10 protein-coding genes and 2 pseudogenes are annotated in these 18,807 nt (G+C 73.4%); 3 read left to right on the forward strand and 9 right to left on the reverse strand.

All coding sequences use genetic code 11. The features are described from left to right. The first annotated feature begins 155 nt into the window (after positions 1–155). The 3 genes from OG570_RS32195 to OG570_RS32205 are packed head-to-tail and all read left to right on the forward strand — an operon-like array spanning position 156 to position 3,243. Entirely contained in the window at positions 156–1,760 is a 1,605-nt protein-coding gene (locus OG570_RS32195) for a helix-turn-helix transcriptional regulator (RefSeq protein ID WP_326952819.1), read from the forward strand. After that, the gene (locus OG570_RS32200) at positions 1,757–2,572 is read left to right on the forward strand and encodes a class I SAM-dependent methyltransferase (protein ID WP_326950204.1); all 816 of its coding nucleotides are present in this window, start codon (positions 1,757–1,759) and stop codon (positions 2,570–2,572) included. Before OG570_RS32195 ends, OG570_RS32200 begins: the two co-directional genes overlap by 4 nt. Positions 2,573–2,580: 8 nt before the next feature. After that, positions 2,581–3,243, forward strand: a complete 663-nt coding sequence (locus OG570_RS32205; protein ID WP_326952820.1) for an O-methyltransferase — start codon at positions 2,581–2,583, stop codon at positions 3,241–3,243. Between the two features lie 175 nt (positions 3,244–3,418). Here the strand turns inward: OG570_RS32205 and OG570_RS32210 are convergent, their stop codons facing one another. From OG570_RS32210 to OG570_RS32240, 9 genes and pseudogenes are all read right to left on the reverse strand, one after another. Next, entirely contained in the window at positions 3,419–4,495 is a 1,077-nt protein-coding gene (locus tag OG570_RS32210) for an HAD-IIIC family phosphatase (RefSeq protein WP_326952821.1), read from the reverse strand. Beyond that, positions 4,492–5,625 (reverse strand): acyl-CoA dehydrogenase family protein, encoded by a 1,134-nt coding sequence (locus tag OG570_RS32215; RefSeq protein ID WP_326950201.1) that lies wholly within the window; start codon positions 5,623–5,625, stop codon positions 4,492–4,494. Before OG570_RS32215 ends, OG570_RS32210 begins: the two co-directional genes overlap by 4 nt. Continuing rightward, positions 5,618–5,914, reverse strand: coding sequence for an acyl carrier protein (locus OG570_RS32220; RefSeq protein WP_247052388.1), 297 nt, complete (start codon positions 5,912–5,914; stop codon positions 5,618–5,620). The genes OG570_RS32215 and OG570_RS32220 overlap by 8 nt, the downstream gene beginning before the upstream one ends. Then, positions 5,911–6,765 carry a 3-hydroxyacyl-CoA dehydrogenase family protein gene (locus OG570_RS32225; RefSeq protein WP_326952822.1) on the reverse strand — a complete coding sequence of 285 codons (855 nt, stop codon included), beginning with the start codon at positions 6,763–6,765 and terminating at the stop codon, positions 5,911–5,913. The genes OG570_RS32220 and OG570_RS32225 overlap by 4 nt, the downstream gene beginning before the upstream one ends. Then, a complete protein-coding gene (locus OG570_RS32230; protein WP_326952823.1) occupies positions 6,738–9,236 on the reverse strand; it encodes a type I polyketide synthase in 2,499 nt (832 codons plus the stop codon). The genes OG570_RS32225 and OG570_RS32230 overlap by 28 nt, the downstream gene beginning before the upstream one ends. 49 nt (positions 9,237–9,285) lie before the next feature. Next, entirely contained in the window at positions 9,286–11,625 is a 2,340-nt protein-coding gene (locus OG570_RS48395; protein ID WP_442788338.1) for a MupA/Atu3671 family FMN-dependent luciferase-like monooxygenase, read from the reverse strand. Next, positions 11,626–12,330, reverse strand: a pseudogene (locus OG570_RS48400) (AMP-binding protein); the annotation flags it as partial. Beyond that, positions 12,313–13,713 (reverse strand): annotated as a pseudogene (locus tag OG570_RS48405) (condensation domain-containing protein); the annotation flags it as partial. The pseudogenes OG570_RS48405 and OG570_RS48400, both read right to left, overlap by 18 nt. Then, positions 13,710–18,794 (reverse strand): non-ribosomal peptide synthetase, encoded by a 5,085-nt coding sequence (locus tag OG570_RS32240; RefSeq protein WP_326952825.1) that lies wholly within the window; start codon positions 18,792–18,794, stop codon positions 13,710–13,712. The gene OG570_RS32240 and the pseudogene OG570_RS48405, both read right to left, overlap by 4 nt. Positions 18,795–18,807 lie beyond the last annotated feature (13 nt).

The following is an 18,807-nucleotide window of genomic DNA, read 5'->3' on the forward strand; positions in this document are numbered from 1 at the left end:
ATTTTTCCGGCGAATGAATCGGCCGAATGTCGTATCTCCGAAACACATTCATCCGTAGCGGCAGATGCGCGCTTTCCGGCACTCGCCCGCGGTACTGGAGAAAAGCGCACCGGCGGAGACCCCGCCGACAGGCCCGCACCGGCCGGACGGGCCTCGTGACGGCGGGTCCGGAGTACGGCGACGTCCTGGAGCCCTCCTCGGCCGCGGTCCTGCCGGCAGGTTCGCTCGACACGGTGCCGCGGCGGAGCCGGCTGCTCCCCGAGGGACAGCGAGTGCTGGTCAAGGTGCACCTCGACCTGGCCAAGGCGGCGGCGACCTCGGCGAACCACCGCCTGGGCGGCAGCACCCCGGTCGGCCAGCTCATGGCCGAGGTGCTGGTGCGGCAAGGGTTGTACGAGTACGCCGAGGAGGTGCTGCCCCGCCAGCCGGCCGGCGATGCCCCGCTGGCCCGCCGCACCCGCTGGGCCGTGACCGCGGCGGCGATCAAGTACTGGGGAGCGGGCGACGTCGAGGCCGCGCACCGCGTGCTGCGCGACGTCGGCAGCCCGGTGACCGCGGCGCACCGGGCCGGCTTGCTGCTGCTGGACGGCCGCACCCGCGCGGCACTGGCCGCGGGGGAGAACGTACTGGCTGACCGGCCGGTACCCGACGAGGCGATCCCGCCGGCGGTGATCACCGTGGTCGTCGCGGCCGGCCTGGCCGGCCGGTTCGGCCAAGCGCTCGCGGCCGCCACCCGGCCCGGCCGGGGCCGGCCCCGGTCCGCCGAGATCGGTTACGCGCACTGCTTCGTGTTGCTGCTCGCCGGCCAGGTGCGGCAGGCGCACCGGATGGCCGACGACGGGTACCGGGACGCGGTGGCCGCCGGAAGCGTCGCGGTGGCCGGTGGCTGGCTGGCTCTGCGCGGCGCGGCCGCCAAGACCCGGGGCGACCTGACGGCCGCCATCGCCGATCTCGAGACCGCTTCGCACCTGTTCGACGGCGGCAGCTCGGGTCCGCTGCTGGCGCCGTGCCTGGCCGAGCTCGCCGTGGCCCGCGCCGTGTCCGGCGACCTGGCCGGCGCCGAGCAGACCCGGCTGCTCGCCGACACGGCACCCGGGTGCCGCATGTTCGTCCCGTGGCTGACCCTGAGCCGGGCGTGGATCACCGCGGCGGGCGGCGACACCACGCTCGCCGCCCGGCAGGCGCGCACGGCAGCCGACGTCGCCATGGCTTCGGGGCAGTACGCCGTCGAAGCGATGGCCCGCTACGACGTGTCCCGGCTCGGCGATCCGAACGCCGTACGGCATCGCCTCGCCGAGCTCGCCGACGTGGTGCAGGGGCCGCTCGTGCCGGTGATGGCGAGCGCCGCGGCCGCGCTGGCCCGGTCCGATCCCGGGGCCCTGGACGTCGCCACGGCGAAGTTCACCGAACTCGGGATGGACCTGTTCGCCGCGGAGACCGCCACCGCCGCGGCCGCGCTGCGGCAGGCCGCCGCGCCCGCCGGAGGCGTCGCGCGCCCGGACGCGGCCACCCCGCTGCTGCGGCTCACGGCCCGGCTGGCCGGGCTCACCCGGCGCGAGCGGGACGTCGCGCTGCTGGCCGCCGGCGGCTTCACCAGCCCCGCCATCGGGCACCGGCTGGGACTGTCCGCCCGCACCGTCGACAACTACCTGGGCCGGGCCTACCAGAAGCTGGGGGTGACCAGCCGCCGGGAGCTGGCCCCACTGGTGGCCGGCGACCGTCCACACCGACCCGTCCACGCCGAAGGGAACCACCGATGACCACGATGAGCGACCTCGACAAGATCTCGGCCAACCAGGAGGGCTTCAACCTGCGCGCGCGGGCGCACCTGCAGTCGTCGTACTACGACGTGGAAAAGTTCAAGCAGGGCCACAACATGCTGCGCAAGCTGGAACGGGAGGAGCTGGGCGACGTCCGCGGCCGGTCCCTGCTGGAACTGCAGTGCCACATCGGCGTCAACTCGCTCTCGCTCGCCCGGCTGGGTGCGCAGGTGACCGGCACCGACATCTCGGACGAGGCGATCGACATCGCGAACGGCCTCGCCGGCGAGCTGGACCTCGACGCGAAGTTCGTCCAGGCGAACCTCTACGACCTACCCCAGGTGCTCGACGGGCAGTTCGACATGGTGTTCACCGGGTACGGCACCCTCTCGTTCCTGCCCGACATCCCCCGTTGGGCCGAGGTGGCGGCGAACTTCGTCAAGCCGGGCGGCACCCTCACGATCGTGGAGATCCACCCGATCCTCAACCTCTTCGACGACGTCGACGGCGAACTCCGGGTGGCCCGCTCGCTTTTCCGGTCCCGGCAGGTGCACCACGAGATGTCCAAGAGCTACGCCGACAAGATCGACGACGCGGTGGACGTGGAGAAGCACTCCATCTACGGCTGGCGGTGGACCGTGGAGGAGGTGGTGAACGCCCTCATCGACGCCGGCCTGACCATCGAACACCTCCGCGAGGTCCCCTACGACGCGCGGCAGCGGCTCCCGCTGATGGAGTCCGACGGGGACCACAACTGGCGGATTTCGGGTGACCCGATCCCGCTGTCGTTCGCCTGCGTCGCGAGGAAGTGAGCCGCGGCATGGCAGAACAGATCGTGGCGACACCGGAAATCCACGAGTACGTCCGCGCGGTGTCCCTGCGGGAGGACCCGCTGCTGGCCGAGCTCCGGGCGGTGACCGCGGGCCTGCCGGGCGGCCCGGCCATGCAGGTGATGGCCGAGGAGGGCCAGCTGCTGGCGCTGCTGGTCGGCTTGTCCGGGGCCAGGTCGGTGCTGGAGATCGGGACTTTCACCGGCTACAGCACGTTGTGCATGGCGCGGGCGCTGCCGCCGGACGGCGTGGTCGTCACCCTCGACCTCGACGGCCGGTGGCCCGCGATCGGCGCCGACTACTGGCAGCGCGCCGGAGTCGCCGAGCGCATCGAGGTCCGCATCGGCGACGCGGCGAAGACGCTGGCCACCCTCGCGGAAGAGGGCGGTGACGAGCGGTTCGACCTCGTGTTCATCGACGCGGACAAAGCCGGCTACGGGACGTACTACGAGGCAGCGCTCGGCCTGGTGCGGCGGGAAGGGCTGATCGTCATCGACAACACGCTCTTCTTCGGCCGGGTGGTCGACCCGGCCGTCCGGGACCCGGACACCGTCGCGGTCCGGGCGCTCAACTCGGCTCTGCGCGACGATCCGCGGGTGGACATCGCGATGCTCACGATGGCCGACGGGATCACCCTCGCCCGCAAGAGGTGACGGCTCGATCGGCCGCGGCCGGCGCCCTCGACGGGGCGCCGGCCGCGGTGCGTTGTCCCCTCGGACTCGCCGGGTCGCGGCGGCTCACACGCCCGGCCGAAACGAACCGGCCGCTGCCCCCAGGGGGACAGCGGCCGGTTTCGGCGCTGGCACGGTGTGCTGACGGGGCCGCAGATCAGGCCGTGGCCAGCCGCAACGCGGTCAGGTGCAGGGTGGTGGGTGCCGGGCGCGGGCTCGGAGTGAGGTGCAGGCGTCGCGTTTCCGCGCTGTCCGGTGCCGGCAGTCCGGCGTGGCAGGCGCAGGGCTCGTCGGTGAACCCGGCGAACCGGTACGCGACGTCCATGACCCGGTTCCGGGCCGTCGGCCGGAAGTCCGCGACCAGGTGCGCGCCGGCCGTCGCCGCCTCGTCCACCAGCCAGTTCAGCACGGTCGCCCCCGCTCCGAAGGACACCACCCGGCACGAGGTGGCCAGGAGCTTCAGGTGCCACACCGCCGGGTCCTTCTCCAGCAGCGCGACACCGACCGCGCCGTGCGAGCCGAAGCGGTCGCTCATCGTCACCGCCAGGACCTCGTGGCGCGGATCGTTCAGAAGGGCACGCAGATCGGCGTCGGAGTAGTGGACGCCGGTCGCGTTCATCTGGCTCGTCCGCAGCGTCAGCTCCTCCATCCGGGACAGGTCGTCCGCCGTGGCGCGGCCGATCTCCATCACCAGCTCCAGCGAGCGCAGGAACGCCTCCGACGGCCCGTCGAACGACTCCTGCTCGGCCTGGCGGCGCACGTTCGACCGGTACATCTCGCGACGCCGGCGCGAGTCGGTCGTCACTGTGGCCGGCGTGTACTCGGGCAGGTCCAGCAGACCGGAAATCGACTCGGCCGGGTAGCAGCGCACCTCCGGCAGGTGAAACCCGACCTCCGCGCGCTCCGCCGGCTGGTCGTCGACGAAGGCGATCGTGTGGTGGGCGAACTTCAGCTCGTCGGCGATCGCGCGCACCGACGACGACTTCGGGCCCCAGCCGATCTTGGCGAGCACGAAGTACTCGGCGACGCCGAGGGCTTCGAGGCGCTCCCAGGCCGGGCCGTGGTCGTTCTTGCTGGCGACGGCCTGCAGGATGCCGCGGGAGTCGAGACCGGTGATGGTGTCGCGGACGTGGTCGGCGATGACCACGTCGTCGTCCTCGAGCAGGGTGCCCTTCCACAGCGTGTTGTCCAGGTCCCAGACGACACACTTGACCGTGGTGATCGGTTCGCTCACTGCGCCTCCCGCCGTACCGGACCGGTCCCGGCCGCGAGGGCGTGCCTGGCGAGCTCGAGCCGGCAGATCTCACTGCTTCCCTCGATGATTTCCATCAACTTGGCGTCCCGGTAGCCGCGGGCGACCACGTGGCCGTCCGACGCGCCCGCCGAGGCCATGATCTGCACGGCCGACGCGGTTCCGCGCACGGCCTCGGTCGCGCTCACGTGCTTCGCGAGGACGGTGGCGATCACCTGGTCGGGCGAGCCCGACTCCCAGCACTCGGCGGCGTGCCGGCACACGGCGGTGGCGACCTGCTCCGCGGTGTAGAGGTCGGCGACCATCCGGGACACCAGCTGGTGCTCCGCGATGGGCTTGCCGAACTGCCGCCGGGCTTTCGCGTGCCCGGTCACCGCGCGGAGGCAGCCGCGCAGGATGCCGGCGCAGCCCCACGCCACCGACATCCGGCCGTAGGACAGCGCCGTCGTGATCAGGAACGGCAGCGACAGCCCGGTGCCGCCGAGGACGTTCGCGGCCGGCACCCGGACGCCGTCCAGCCGGACGTGCGCGTGCCCGGCCGCGCGACAGCCGAGGGGGTGCGGGATCTTCTCGATCCGGACCCCCTCGGCGTCCGCCGGCACGACGACCGCCGCCGCGTCGCCACCGGCCTTCGCGACGACGACGATCAGGTCGGCGTACGTCGCGGCGGTGATCCACGTCTTGTGGCCGTCGACGACCACGGTGTCGCCGGTGAACCGCAGTTCGGCGGTCATCGCCCCGAGGTCGCTGCCGGCCTCGGGTTCGCTGAAGGCGACGGCCGCGAGCCGGCCGCCGGTCAGCTGCGGCAGGAACCGGGCCCGTTGTTCGCGGGTGCCCAGGCGCTGCACCATCCACGCCGCCATTCCCTGCGAGGTCATCACGCTGCGCACGGAACTGCACAGGCTCCCGGCGTACGCGGTCAGCTCCCCGCTCTCCTGGCCGAGCATGCCGAGGCCGCCGTGGTCCTTCGCCACCTCCGCGCAGAGGAAGCCGGCCGCACCGAGTCCACTCAGGACGGTGCGCGGGATCTCGCCCGCGATGTCCCAGGCGCCGGCGTTCTCCTCGACGAAGCGCCAGGTGTCCGCGTGGCCGGGGGGAAGCCCGTCAGACATCGCAGCCTGCGGCGGACTCCGCCCGGAGCCGGGCGGTCAGCGCGGCCATGCTCTTGACCGTGAGGAAGTTGAACAGCTGCAGGTCCGGTCCGGCCACCGTCACGGAGTAGGCCTGTTCCAGGAACACCACCAGCTGCATGGCGAACATGGAGTTGGCCACCCCGGTGGCGAAGAGGTCCTGGTCCGCCTCGGGCCGGGTCCCGGTCTGCTCGGCCACGAACCTGCTGATCTCGTCGATGACGGCGTCCGTGTCGAAGGTCGCCTTTTCGGTTTGCTGCTCCGAATTCATGACTTTGCCTCACTGTAGACGTAGAAGCCACGGCCGCTTTTCCGGCCGAGCTCACCCAGCCGGACTTTGTCCAGGAGAACCTTGCTGGGGCGGCACCGCTCGTCCCCGGTCCGGGCGTGCAGCGCGTTCAGGGCGTCGACGAGGTTGTCGATGCCGATCAGGTCCGCGGTGCGCAGCGGACCCGTCGGATGACCGAGGCAGCCCTGCATCAGGGTGTCCACCTCCTCGACGGTGGCGGTGCCGGCCCCGATCACCTGCGCGGCGTCGTTGATCATCGGGTGCAGGAGCCGGCTCGTCACGAAACCGGGTGCGTCGTTGACCACCACCGCCCGCCGCCCGAGCCGGGTCAGCAGCGCCAGCACCGACTCGACGGTCCGGTCCGCGGTCTGCGGGCCGCGGATCACCTCGACCATCGCGATGAGGTAAGCGGGGTTCATGAAGTGCGTCCCGATGAGGTCCTCCGGTCGGGGCACCCACGCCGCCATCTCGTCGATGGGGATGCCGGAGGTGTTGGAGATCAGGGGAGTCCCGGGCCGGACCAGGGCCGCGAGGCCGGCGAGCACCTCCGCCTTCTTCTCGGGCAGCTCGGTGACCGCCTCGATGATCACCGTCGCGTCCGCGGCGTCGTCCAGCGAAAGTGTCGTGCGCAGCTTCCCCGGGGCGCGCCCGGCCGGCAGCGCCCCCGTCAGCTGGGCGTGCCGCAGCCCGGTGGCGGACGCCACGCGGGCGCGCTCCAGCACGCCCTCGTCGACGTCCACCAGCACCACGGGCAGGCCGTGCCCGACGACGAGCGTCGAGATCCCGGTGCCCATGACCCCGGCTCCTACGATGGCAACGAGCGGCTCGTCCATGACGCCTCCTTCAGTCCCAGGGGCTCGTAGCTGCCGGTGTCGGGCCCGATCCAGTAGCGGCGCCGCTGGAACGGGTAGCCCGGCAGCGACACCCGCCGCGGTCGCGCCGTGCCGTGCACGGCGTCCCAGTTGATGTCCACAGTGGACTGCCACAGCCTGCCGACGGTGTCGAGCAGGTGGGCCGGGCCGGACCGGCCCGCGTCCGCGGGTGGCAGTGCGGACAGGGCCACCAGCTCCGTGATCCCTTGCCGTGCAACGGCTTCGGGCAGCACGGTGCCCGGGCCGAGTTCGAGCAGGATCCGGCCGCGCTCGCCGGCCAGCTCCCGCAGGCCGTCGGCGAACCGGTCCGGTCCGCGGAGATGACGGGCCCAGTAGGTGGGCTCCACGGCCTCCTCCGGGCCGATCCAGGTTCCGGTCACGCCGGAGATGTAGGGCACCTGCGGCGGTTTGAGCTCGTAGCCCGCCACCTCGCCGGCGAACTCGGCCGCGGGCAGCTCGGGCACGCCGCCCGCGTCGGCGCGGGAGCGGATCCCGGCACCGGCGATGGTGAGGTCGACGGCGTCCGCCAGGTCCAGCACTCCGGCCAGGCAGGCCGCCACGTACTCTCCGTCACCGACGCCGATCATCGCTGCGGGCTCGACACCCCACGACTGCCACAACCGCGCGAGGGACCACTGCAGGGCGAAGGCCGCTGCCGCCCCGCCGCCCGGGTCGTCCGGACCGTCCACTGTGGATGGGAAGAGCAGCCGGCGCAGGTCGTACCCGAGCCGTGGCCGCGCCAGTTCGGCGCAGCGGTCCACCTGCTCGGCGAACACCGGCTCATCGCGGTAAATCTCCGCGGCGGCGTCCGGGTGGCAGGAGCCGCTGCCCGGGAACACGAAGACGACCTGCCGGGCGGGCACCACGCCGGTGGCGGACGCGGACCCGGCCAGCGTGTGGAGGGCGGCGACCGCCTCGGTCCGGTCGCGACACACCAGGTGCCGGCGGACCGGGAACCCGGACCGGCCGGCCTGCAGGGTGTAGGCGACGTCCGCGATGTCCACGTCCTCGTGCCGATCCAGGTGGCCGGCGAGATTGCCGGCCGCGGCCGCCAGGGCCTTCCCGGTGCGCGCGGACAGCACGAGCACCTGCGTCCCGCGTGCGGGCACGACGTCCGGCCGCGCCGGCGCCTCCTCCAGCACCACGTGCGCGTTGGTGCCGCCGACGCCGAACGCGCTGACGCCGGCCCGTCGCGGCGTCGCGCCCCGGGGCCAGGGCCGGACGGTGGTCGGCACGTAGAACGGAGTGCGGTCCAGTACCAGCGCCGGGTTGGGCGTCTCGAAGTTGATGCTGGGCGGGATCTCGCCGTGTTCGAGGGCGAGCACGGCCCGGGCGAAACCCACCGCTCCGGCGGCCGCGTCCAGGTGACCGACGTTGGCTTTCACCGAGCCGAGTGCGCAGAACCCGCGTTCGCGGGTGTCGAAGGCCTTGGTCAGCCCGGCCACCTCGATCGGGTCGCCGAGCGGGGTGCCGGTGCCGTGCGCCTCGACGTAGCCGATGGTCTCCGACGGGACGCCGGCGACCGCGTGCGCGGTGGCGATCACCTCGGCCTGCGCCTGCATGTTCGGCGCGCTGAAGCCGAACTTCGTCGAGCCGTCGTTGTTGACCGCCGTACCCCGGATCACCGCGCGGATGTGGTCGCCGTCCGCGAGCGCGTCGCTCAGCCGGCGCAGCGCCACGACCGTGACGCCGTACCCGGGAATGGTCCCGCCGGCGGCGGCGTCGAAGGGCCGGCAGTGGCCGTCGCGGGCGAAGATCCCGCCCGCGACCAGCGGATAGCCGCCGATCAGCGGAATGGGCAGTGCGACCGCACCCGCCAGCGCCATGTCGCATTCGTGCCCCAGCAGCGCCTGGCAGGCGAGGTGGATGGCGACGAGCGACGTGGAACACGCCGTCTGGACGGTCATCGCGGGGCCACGCAGGTTGCACAGGTAGGCCGCCCGCGTCGCGAGGAAGTCCTTGTCGTTGTACGGCCGGGCGGAGAACGCCGCCAGCGACCGCCGGAACCGCGCGTTCGCGAGGAGGTTCAGCGGCAGGTACTTGTTGGCGAAGCAACCGGCGTAGACACCGACGGCGCCGTCGAACCGCGACGGGTCGTGTCCGGTGTCCTCGAGCGCGTGCCAGACGCACTCGACGAAGAGCCGCTGCTGGGGATCGCTGAGCTCCGCCTGTTGCGCGGTGTACCCGAAGAACTCCGCGTCGAACTGGTCGGCGTCGCCGACGACCGCCGCGGCGGGCACGTAGTCGGGGTGGGTCACCATCTCCGCCGGCCACCCGGCGTCGACCAGCTGCCGGGTGCTGAACCTGGTGACCGACTCGACGCCGTCCCGCTGGTTGCGCCAGAACTCCGCCATGGTGGCCGCTCCGGGCACCCGCCCGGCCAGCCCGACGACCGCGATCGGCTCCATCCCGTCTTCCGGTTCGGTGGTCACCGCAGGCCCCCCGTGGCTCGATGCCGGGTCGAACAGCTCGCAGGCACGCTCACGTTCCCGCCTTTCCGTTGCGCCGCTTGGCGGTCTGGCCGGCGGCGCGGCGCGCGGCGGCCCGGGCGGCCCCGGCGCCGACCGCCTCGTCGGCCCCGCCGGCGGGCTTGCGGTCGATGGCCTCGGCCAGCGCCCGCGCGGACGGGTACCGGAACATGTCCACGAGTGAGAGCTCGCTTTCCCGGCGTTCGAGCAACCGGGCCCGGGCCACCACCACGAGCAGCGAGTTGCCGCCGAGCTCGAAGAAGCTGTCGTCCACGCCCACCCGGTCGACGCCGAGCACTTCCCGCCACACGTCGGCGACCAGCCGCTCGGTCGCGTTCGCGGGCGGCGCGTACGCCGTGGGTCCGTCGGGCCGCGCGGCCGACAGCTCGGGCAGCGCCCGGCGATCGACCTTGCCGTTCGGGGTCAGCGGCACCGCGTCGATCGGGTGGAACGCGCTGGGCACCATGTAGCCGGGCAACCGCGTGGCGAGGAAGGCCCGCAACTCGGCCGCGGTGGTCGGCCGGCCGGTGGCCGGGACGTAGTAGCCGACGATCCGTTGCTCCGCGCCGATGCCCCGGATGACCGCGACCGCCGAAGCGACTCCGGCGTGCCCGGCGAGCGCGGTCTCGATCTCGCCGAGCTCGATCCGGTGACCGTGCAGCTTCACCTGGTCGTCGACCCGGCCGAGGAACTCGAGTTCGCCGCCCGGAGCCCAGCGGGCCAGGTCGCCCGTCCGGTAGACCCGGGCGCCCGGCTCGGTGGCGAACGGATCGGGCTGGAAGCGTTCGGCGGTCACCTCCGTGCGGCCGAGGTACCCCCGGACCACACCGCTGCCGCCGAGCAGCAGCTCTCCGGGGACGCCCGCCGGGCACGGCCGCGTCTCGCGGTCGACCACGTAGGCCTGGACGTTCGCCAGCGGCCGCCCGATGCGCACCGGGCCGGCACCGGGCCGGATCCGGGACGTCGTCGCCCAGACCGCGGCTTCGGTCGGTCCGTACATGTTGTGCACCGTGCCGCCGACGGCGCCGGCGAGTTCGCCGGCCAGGTCGGCGGGGAGCGCTTCGCCGCCGACCAGCAGCCGGCTGAGCCGGGGCAGCTCGGCTCGGGCGTCCTTGTCCGCCAGCAGGGCGCGGGCCAAGGACGGTGTGCACTGCAGGTGCGTCACCGCGTGCTCGCGCAGCTGGTCGGCGATCGGCGCTTCGGGTTCGGCGAGCGCGGCTTCCCGGCGTTCGCCGGTGATCTCCCGGACCGTCGTCAGGTGCGCCAGGGCGTCGAGCGTCGCCTGCTCGTCGACGCCGAAGTCGATCAGGCAGGCGACCTCGTCGACGCCGGCGGCCTTCATCCGGTCCACCGTGTCGGCGCAGACCTGCGGGGTGCCGAGCAGGCTGGCGGTGGCGAAGAACCGGTCGAATGCCCGGTCGACCAGCGCCCGCAGGTCCTCGGGCGGCAACGCCTTGAACTCCTCGGCGCTCCCGGTGGTGGCGCCGAGCGAGGCGATCAGGTCGAAGGAGGTCTCCAGGTACCGGCTCATCGGCTCCCGGACCAGCTCCCGCACCTCGTCGAGGTCCTGGCCGACGAAGGTGTGGACCATGACCGCCACGTGGCCGTCCCCGGGGCCGTGCCCGTGCTCGCGCCAGCTTTCGCGGTACAGCGCGATCTTTTCGCTCAGCTCCTCCAGGCTGTGCCCGAGGAGGTGGGTGAGCACCCCGGTGCCGGCCTCGCCGGCCATCCGGAAGGTCTCCGGATGACGGGCGCTGGTCAGCCACACCGGCAGCTCCGGCTGGACGGGCCGGGGGAACACCCCGACCTCGATCTCGGCGCCGGCGCCGTTGCGCCGCGGCACCTTCCCGCCACTCCACAGCTGCCGGACCTCCGCGAGCCCGTCGATCATCAGCTGCTTGCGCTTCTCGAACCGGTCCGGGGCGAGCGCGAAGTCGTTGGCGTGCCAGCCCGAAGCGAGCGAAACCCCCACCCGGCCGGCCGAAAGGTTGTCCACGACGGACCATTCCTCGGCCACCCGCACCGGGTCGTGCAACGGCAGCACCACGCTGCCCGCGCGGACCTGCACCCGCTCGGTGATCGCGGCGACGGCCGCGGCCATCACCGCGGGGTTCGGGTACAGCCCGCCGAACTGGTGGAAGTGGCGTTCGGGGGTCCACACCGCCGTGAAGCCGTTGCGGTCGGCGAACTTCGCGCCCTCCAGGAGCAGGCGGTAGCGATCACCGGCGTTGGCCTCCGAGTCGCTGCCGAAGTAGAACAGGCTGAAGTCGATGTGGCGCGCGCGGGCCGTGGCGGCCGTGGCCGATTCCGCCTCGGCCGCGGCCGAGGGGAGGGGTGGCTCGCCGCGAAGCACGACGCGGTGGCCGCGCGTCAACGCCCACAGCAGCTCGACGACGGAGATGTCGAAGGAAACGCTCGTCACCGCGAGCCAGGTGCCGGGTTCGTCGGCCCCGAAGACCTCGTTCATCCCGGCGAAGAGGTTGACCACGTTGCGGTGGGTGACCATGACGCCCTTGGGCCGCCCGGTGGAGCCGGACGTGTAGATCACGTACGCCAGGTTGTCGGGGGTGGTCACCGCTGGCGAAGCGGCCGGCTCGATGTCCGGTGCCCCGGCCAGGTCGGGCACCAGCACCTGCTCGGCGCCGAGCCGCCGGGCGGAGGCGGCCGTCCCCGGGTCCGCCACGACCAGCCGCACGCCGGCGTCGCCGATCATGAACGCCAGCCGATCCCGCGGGTAGGCGGGATCCAGCGGCAGGTACGCCGCGCCCGCCTTGAGGATCCCCAGCAGGGTGACCACCAGCGTGGAGGTCCGGCCGAGGTGGACGCCGACCGGTTCGTCCGGTGTCACGCCGAGCCGGCGCAGGTCCGCGGCGACCCGCTCGGCGAGCCGGTCGAGCTCGCGATGGGTCAGGGTGGCGTCGGCGGCGACCACGGCGACGTCGTCGGGCGTCGCGGCCGCCTGCTCCGCCAGCACCTGGTGCACGAGGACGTCGTCGATCCCGGTCCGGGTCCCGGCCTGCCAGCCGGCCAGGGTGGCCAGCTCGGCCGGCGGCAGCACGGCCAGCTCGTCGACGGGCCGGTCCGGGGCCTGCGCGGCGGCGGTCACGACGCTGACGTACCGCTCGGCGATCCGCTCGGCCGTCGCGGCCTCGAACAGGTCCGTGTTGTACTCCAGCCGGCCGGTCAAGCCGGCGGGAGTGCGCGCGAGGCTCAGCGTGAGGTCGAACCGCGCCGTGCCGGTGTCGCCCAGCACCGGGCTCACCTCACAGCCGTCCAGGCGCAGTCCCGCACCCTCCTCTTCGTACCGGTAGCTGAACAGCACCTGGAACAACGGGTTCTGGGCGAGGTCGCGGTCGGGGTGCAGCTCCTCGACGAGCCGCTCGAACGGCAGGTCCTGATGGGCCAGCGCGCCCTTGACCTCGGTCCACAGCCGCTGGACCAGCTCCCGGAACGTCGGGCGCGACGCGACGTCGCAGCGGAGCACCAGGGTGTTGGTGAAGAACCCGATCAGCCCGGCCAGTTCGGGCCGTTCCCGTCCGGAGACCGGGGTGCCGACCACGACCTCGTCCTCGCCGGACTGGGCCCGCAGCAGCACCGCGAAGGCCGCGAGCAGGACGCTGAAGAGCGTGGCCCCTTCCGCCTGGCCCAGCTCCTCCAGCCGCCGGACCGCGTCGGCCGGCAGCTCGAACGAGAGCGCGGAGCCACGGAACGTCTGCACCGGCGGACGGGGGTGGTCGGTGGGCAGGTGCCGCGTGGGCATGCCGGCGAGCCGGTCCGTCCAGTACCCCAGCAGCCGGTCGAGCTCGGACCCGGCCAGCGTGCTCTGCTGCCATTCGGCGAAATCGGCGTACTGCGCAGGCAGGTCGGCCGCCGGCCGGTCCTCGCCGGCCAGCGCGGCCCGGTACCGCGCTTCGATCTCCCGGCCCAGCACGCCGACCGACGGGGCGTCGCAGGCGAGGTGGTGCACGGTGATCAGCAGCCGGTGCCGCTCGTCGGCCAGGCGCAACAGGCGGGCCCGGAGGACCCGGCCGGCCACCAGGTCGAACGGGGTGCCGGCCTCCTCGTCCGCGAGCCGCGTCACCTCGCCGGCCGACCGGCCGGGCGCGGTCAGGTCGACGACGGGGACGGACACCGGGCCGGGCGGCAGGACCACCTGGTGTGGTGTCCCGCCGGCCGACCGGAAGGCGGTGCGCAGGATCTCGTGCCGCCGCACGACTTCGGTCAGCGCCTGTTCGAGCGCTGCGACGTGCACCGGACCGGTGATGTCGTAACCGAGCGGGACGTTGTACACCGCACTTCCCGGCTGCAGCTGGTCGAGGAACCACAACCGCCGTTGCGCGTAGGAGAGCGGCGTCCGGCTGTCCTCTTCGGACCGTTGCTGGAGCAGGGCGGCGAGCCGGGCCCGCCGGTCCCCGGTCTCCGGTTCGATGGTCGTGCTCACTGCTGCACCCCGGTCCCCTCGGCCGTTCCTTCCGCGTCGAGCAGGAGCGACGCGACCTCCTCGTCGGTGAGCCGGTCGAGCTCGGACAGCAGCCGCGTGGCCGAGCGGCGGGTGACCGCCCGGATCGGACCGGAACCCGGCGCCGGTCCGGCCGTCGCCACCGCGACGGCGTCCGCCAGGCTCGCCACGGTGGGGCGCTGGAGGAACCGCGCGATCGGCACCTCGACCCCGAACGCGTCGTTGACCTGGGTCACCAGCCGGGCCGCCAGCATGGAGTGGCCACCCACGCGGAAGAAGTCGTCCTCGCGGCCCACCGGCCGGTCGCGGAGCAACGCCGACGCGAGCTGCGCGACGCGTTCTTCCGTCGGCGTCCGCGGGACCTGCTCCGCCTCGGGGACGGCCGGGGTGCGCGGCGCGAGCTCGGCCAGTGCACCGTGGTCCACCTTGCCGTGTTCGGTGAGCGGCAGGGCGGGGAGCACCACGACGTCGGCCGGCACCATGTACGCGGGCAGCCGATCTCGCAGGAAGGCCAGCAGTTCCTCGTCGGACGCGGTTTCGGACCGGCCGTCGCGGCAGGCGTAGGCCACCAGCGAGGCGTCGGCCCCCTCCGTGAGCGCTCGGGCGACGACCGCGGCGTCCCGCACGTCCGGGTGCTCCCGGAGCGTAGCCGCCACCTCTTCGGGCTCGATCCGGAACCCCCGGATCTTCACCTGCTCGTCGACCCGGCCGAGGAACTCCAGCTGCCCGTCGGGCAGCCAGCGGACCAGGTCGCCGGTGCGGTACAGGCGGGCGCCCGGCCGTGAGGTGAACGGATCGGCGGGGAAGCTCGCCGCGGTCAGCTCCGGGCGGTTCACGTAGCCGCGGGCCACCGCCGTGCCGCCGAGGTGCAGCTCGCCCCGGACCCCGGTCGGCACCGGCCGGCCCTCGGCGTCCAGCACGTGGGCGTCGACGCCGGCGATGGGCCGCCCGATCGGCGGCCGCGGTCCGGCCGGCCCCGGCGGGACCAGGCCCGCCGTGGCCACCACGGTGTTCTCGGTCGGCCCGTAGTGGTTGTACAGCCGGAAGGGCAGACCTTCCGGAGGCGCGGCGGGCAACGCGTCGCCACCGGTCAGCAGGGCCCGCAGCGCGGTGCCGGCGGGCCACGGCTCGGTGAGCACGGCCGCGGCGACCGGCGTGGGCAGGAACGCCACGGTGATCCGCTCTTCGGCGAGCCAGCGCACCAGTTCCGCCGGCGCCGCCCGCAGCTTCGGCGGGACGACGCAGAGCATGGCCCCCACCGCGAGGGTGGGCCAGATCTCCCACGTCGACGCGTCGAACCCGGGGCTCGCGAACAGCGCGGTCCGGTCCGCCGGACCCAGGTCGTACTCGCGCTTGTGCCAGCCGACCAGGTTCGCCAGTCCCCGGTGGGGGAGGGCAACGCCCTTGGGCCGGCCGGTCGATCCCGACGTGTAGATGAGGTAGGCCAGCCGGTCCGGGGCCACCGGGTCGGCGGCCGGGGCGCTGCCGGCCGGGGCCTGGCCGGTGCGAGCGCTCAGGTCGAAGACCCGGAAGCTGCCGGAGGACGACGGCAGCCGCCGGTGCATTTCCGTCGTGGCAACGGCTTTCCGCACGCCCGCGTCCTGCAGCATGAAGGTGATCCGCTCCGCCGGGTAGCCCGGGTCGACGGGCAGGTAGCACCCGCCGGCCATGAGCACCGCGAGCTCGCCGATCACCAGCTCGACCGACCGGTCGGCGCACACCGCCACCGGTTCCTCGGCGGCGAGGCCGGCCTCCCGGAGCTCGCCGGCCAGCGTGCCGGCGCGCTGCCACAGTTCGCCGTAGGTGAGCTGCCCCTCGGGCCAGCTCACCGCCGCCGCGCCCGGCCGCGTCCGCACCTGCCGCTCGACCAGTTCGGTGACCGGCAAGGTGCCGGCCGGCACCGGCCCGTGGGCCCAGCCGTCGAGCTGCCCGGCCTCCGCCTCCTCGAGCAGGCGCAGCGCGCCCACCCGGGTGTCCGGCCTGGCCACCGCGTCGGCGAGCAGGGTCAGGTAGTGCGAGATCATCCGCGTCATGGTGGACTCGTCGAACAGGTCCGACGAGTGCTCCCAGATGATCGAGATGTCGTCGTCCTCGGGGCTGGGCGCCCGGCCGAGGCGCTGCTCGGCGCGGGGGATCACGATCACGTTGAGGTCGGACTTGGCCGTGCGGTTCGAGCGTTCGGTGACCCGGCCGGTGAGCCCGCCGAAGTCGATGTCCGGCACCGCGGAGTCGTGGAAGCTGAACATGACCTGGAACAGCGGGGTGCGCGACGGGTCGCGGGCCGGGTCGATCGCGTCGATCACCGCGTCCACCGGGGTGTCCGACCACGCCAGCGTCTCGGCCACCCCCCGGCGCACCTGCTCGAGCAGGTCGCCGAACGGCTGGTCGGGCGCCACCTTCGTGCGCAGGACCAGGGTGTTGACGAGCATGCCGAGCAACGGCTCCAGTTCGGGCACGTTCCGGTTCGCGGCGCCGGTCCCGACGAGCATGTCCCGCTGGCCCGTGTAGTGGTACAGCAACGCCGCGAAGCCGGCGTACATGGTGGCGAACAGCGAAACCCGGTGCTGCCGGCTGAAGGCGCGCAACGACCGCGACAGCTCGGCCGGGAGCAGGATCCGCGGCGCCCGGCCGCGGAAGCTCATCACCGGCGGCCGCGGGTGGTCGGTGGGCAGCTCCAGCGTGTCCGGCGCGCCGGCCAGCCGGGCGGTCCAGTGGTCGACGTGCGCGCGGAGCACGTCGCCGCGCATCCAGTTCCGTTGCCAGTGCGCGTAGTCCGCGTACTGGACGGCCAGTTCGGGCAGCGGCGAGGGCTCTCCGGCCGCGAAGGCCGGGTAGAGGACTCGCAGCTCGGACAGGAACATCGAGAGTGACCAGCCGTCGTGGACGAAGTGGTGTTCCACGTGCAGGAAGGTGTTCTGCTCGTTCTCGTGACGCAGCAGCACCCAGCGCGCCGGCGGTGGCCGGGTGAGGTCGAACGGCCGGCGCAGTTCCGCGGCGACGACGTCGTCGGCCTCCGCGGCCGGGACGTCGAGCACCTTGAACGGCGCTTCGGCCGCCGCCACGGGACGCTGGTGGCCGACGCCGTCGATCGAGACGAACGCCGTCCGCAGGATCTCGTGCCTGCGCACGATCTCGTTCAGTGCGGCGCGCAGGGCGTCGACGTTCACCGTGCCCCGCATCGACACCGTGGACTGGAAGTTGTAGGCCAGGTTGCCGGGGGAGAGCTGCTCGAAGAACCAGACCCGTTCCTGCGGCAGGGAAAGCGGGATGGGCCGGTCACGGGGGACGCGGCGCAGCGGCGGCGGGATCGGCGCGATCAGCGGGGAGACGGGGTCCTGCCCGTCGGCCGCGGCCGCCCGCTCGTCGACGATGGCGGCGAGGCCGGCCACGGTCCGGGCCTCGAACAGCTCCGCCACGCTCACCGCGGCGTTCAGCTCGGTCGCGAGCGGGACCGCCAGCTTGCCGACGAGCAGCGAGTTCCCGCCCAGCGCGAAGAAGTCGTCGTCCACACCGATCTCGGTGATGCCGAGCAACCCGGCCACGATCCCGGCCACCGCGATCTCGGTCGCGGTGCGGGGCGCCACGACGTCGTCGGCCAGGCCGGCCGCGGCGCGGTCGGGCGCCGGCAGCGCTTGCCGGTCGACCTTGCCGTTGGGGGTCAGGGGCAGCGAGGGCAGCGCGACGATCGCGGCCGGCACCATGTACGCGGGCAGCCGGTCCGCGACGAACCCGACCAGCTCGGCGGGCGCGACGGGGGAGACCACGTAGGCGACCAGGCGCGCGTCCGGGCGGCCGGAGCGTTCGACGGCCACGAAGGCGTCCCGGACGCCCGGGTGCTGCTTGAGCACCGTGGCGATCTCGCCGGGTTCGATCCGGAACCCGCGGATCTTGGCCTGGTCGTCGTAGCGGCCGATGTACTCGAACACCCCGTCCGGCCGGCGGCGGACCTTGTCACCGGTGCGGTACATCCGCTGCCCGGGAACGGTGATGTCCGGCACGAACGCGGCTGCCGTGCTCGCCGGGTCGCCCAGGTAGCCGCGCGCCACGCAGTCGCCGGCCAGGCACATCTCGCCGGCCTCGCCGTCGGGTACCGGGTCGAGCCCGTCGAGCACGTAGCAGCGCACGCCGTCGACGGGCACGCCGATCGGCGGCGGCACGGGCCCGCCGGGAAGCACCTCGCAGGCCGTCACCTTCACCGTGGCCTCGGTGGGCCCGTAGAGGTTGACGACGGGGAACGGCAATCCGGCCGGCACCCCGCGCTGCATCGCCGAGCCGCCGGTGTGCAGGAACCGGAGCGCGGTGTGCGCGGGCCAGGTCTCGTCGAGGATGGCCTCGGCCAGCGGGGTGGGCAGGAAGGTCACCGTGATCTGTTCGTCGGCCAGCCAGGCGGCGAGGTCGGGCGGCGACGTGCGGACCTCGGCGGGCGGTATCACCAGCGCGGCACCGGCGGTCAGGGTGAACCAGATGTCCTGGACCGAGACGTCGAACCCGGGACTGGCCAGCAGGGTGGACCGGTCGCTCCGCCGCGTCCGGTAAGTGCGGTGGTGCCAGCGCATCAGGTTGGCCAGGCCCGCGTGGGTCACCGCGACGCCCTTCGGCTCGCCGGTGGAGCCCGACGTGTAGATCACGTACGCCAGTGCGGCGCCGGGCAGCCGGGGTGGTGCGGGGATGGCCGCCTCGGACGGTTCCCCGGTCAGGTCGACCACCAGGACGTCGTCGCCGAGCGGTGCGCCACCGGCCACCAACGGCCCGGTGCTGAGGACCGCGGCGGCGTGGGAGAGCGCCAGTACCTGGCGGATCCGCGCGGCCGGGTGGGCCGGGTCCAGCGGCAGGAAGGCCGCGCCCGCCAGCAGCACGGCCAGCTCCGCGACCACCAGTTCCGCCGACCGGTCGGCGTAGACGGCCACGACGCTGTCCTGGCCCACTCCTCGTTCGGTGAGCCGGGCCGCCAGAGCGGACGCGTGCGCGGCCAGGGTCCGGTAGGTCAGCCGCCGGTCGCCGTCCTGCACCGCGACCGCGTCCGGCGCTTCGACCACCTGGGCGTGGAATTCATCAAGCACCATCTCGCACGCTGTC

This window comes from Amycolatopsis sp. NBC_01286 (assembly GCF_035982555.1).
Lineage (GTDB): Bacteria > Actinomycetota > Actinomycetes > Mycobacteriales > Pseudonocardiaceae > Amycolatopsis.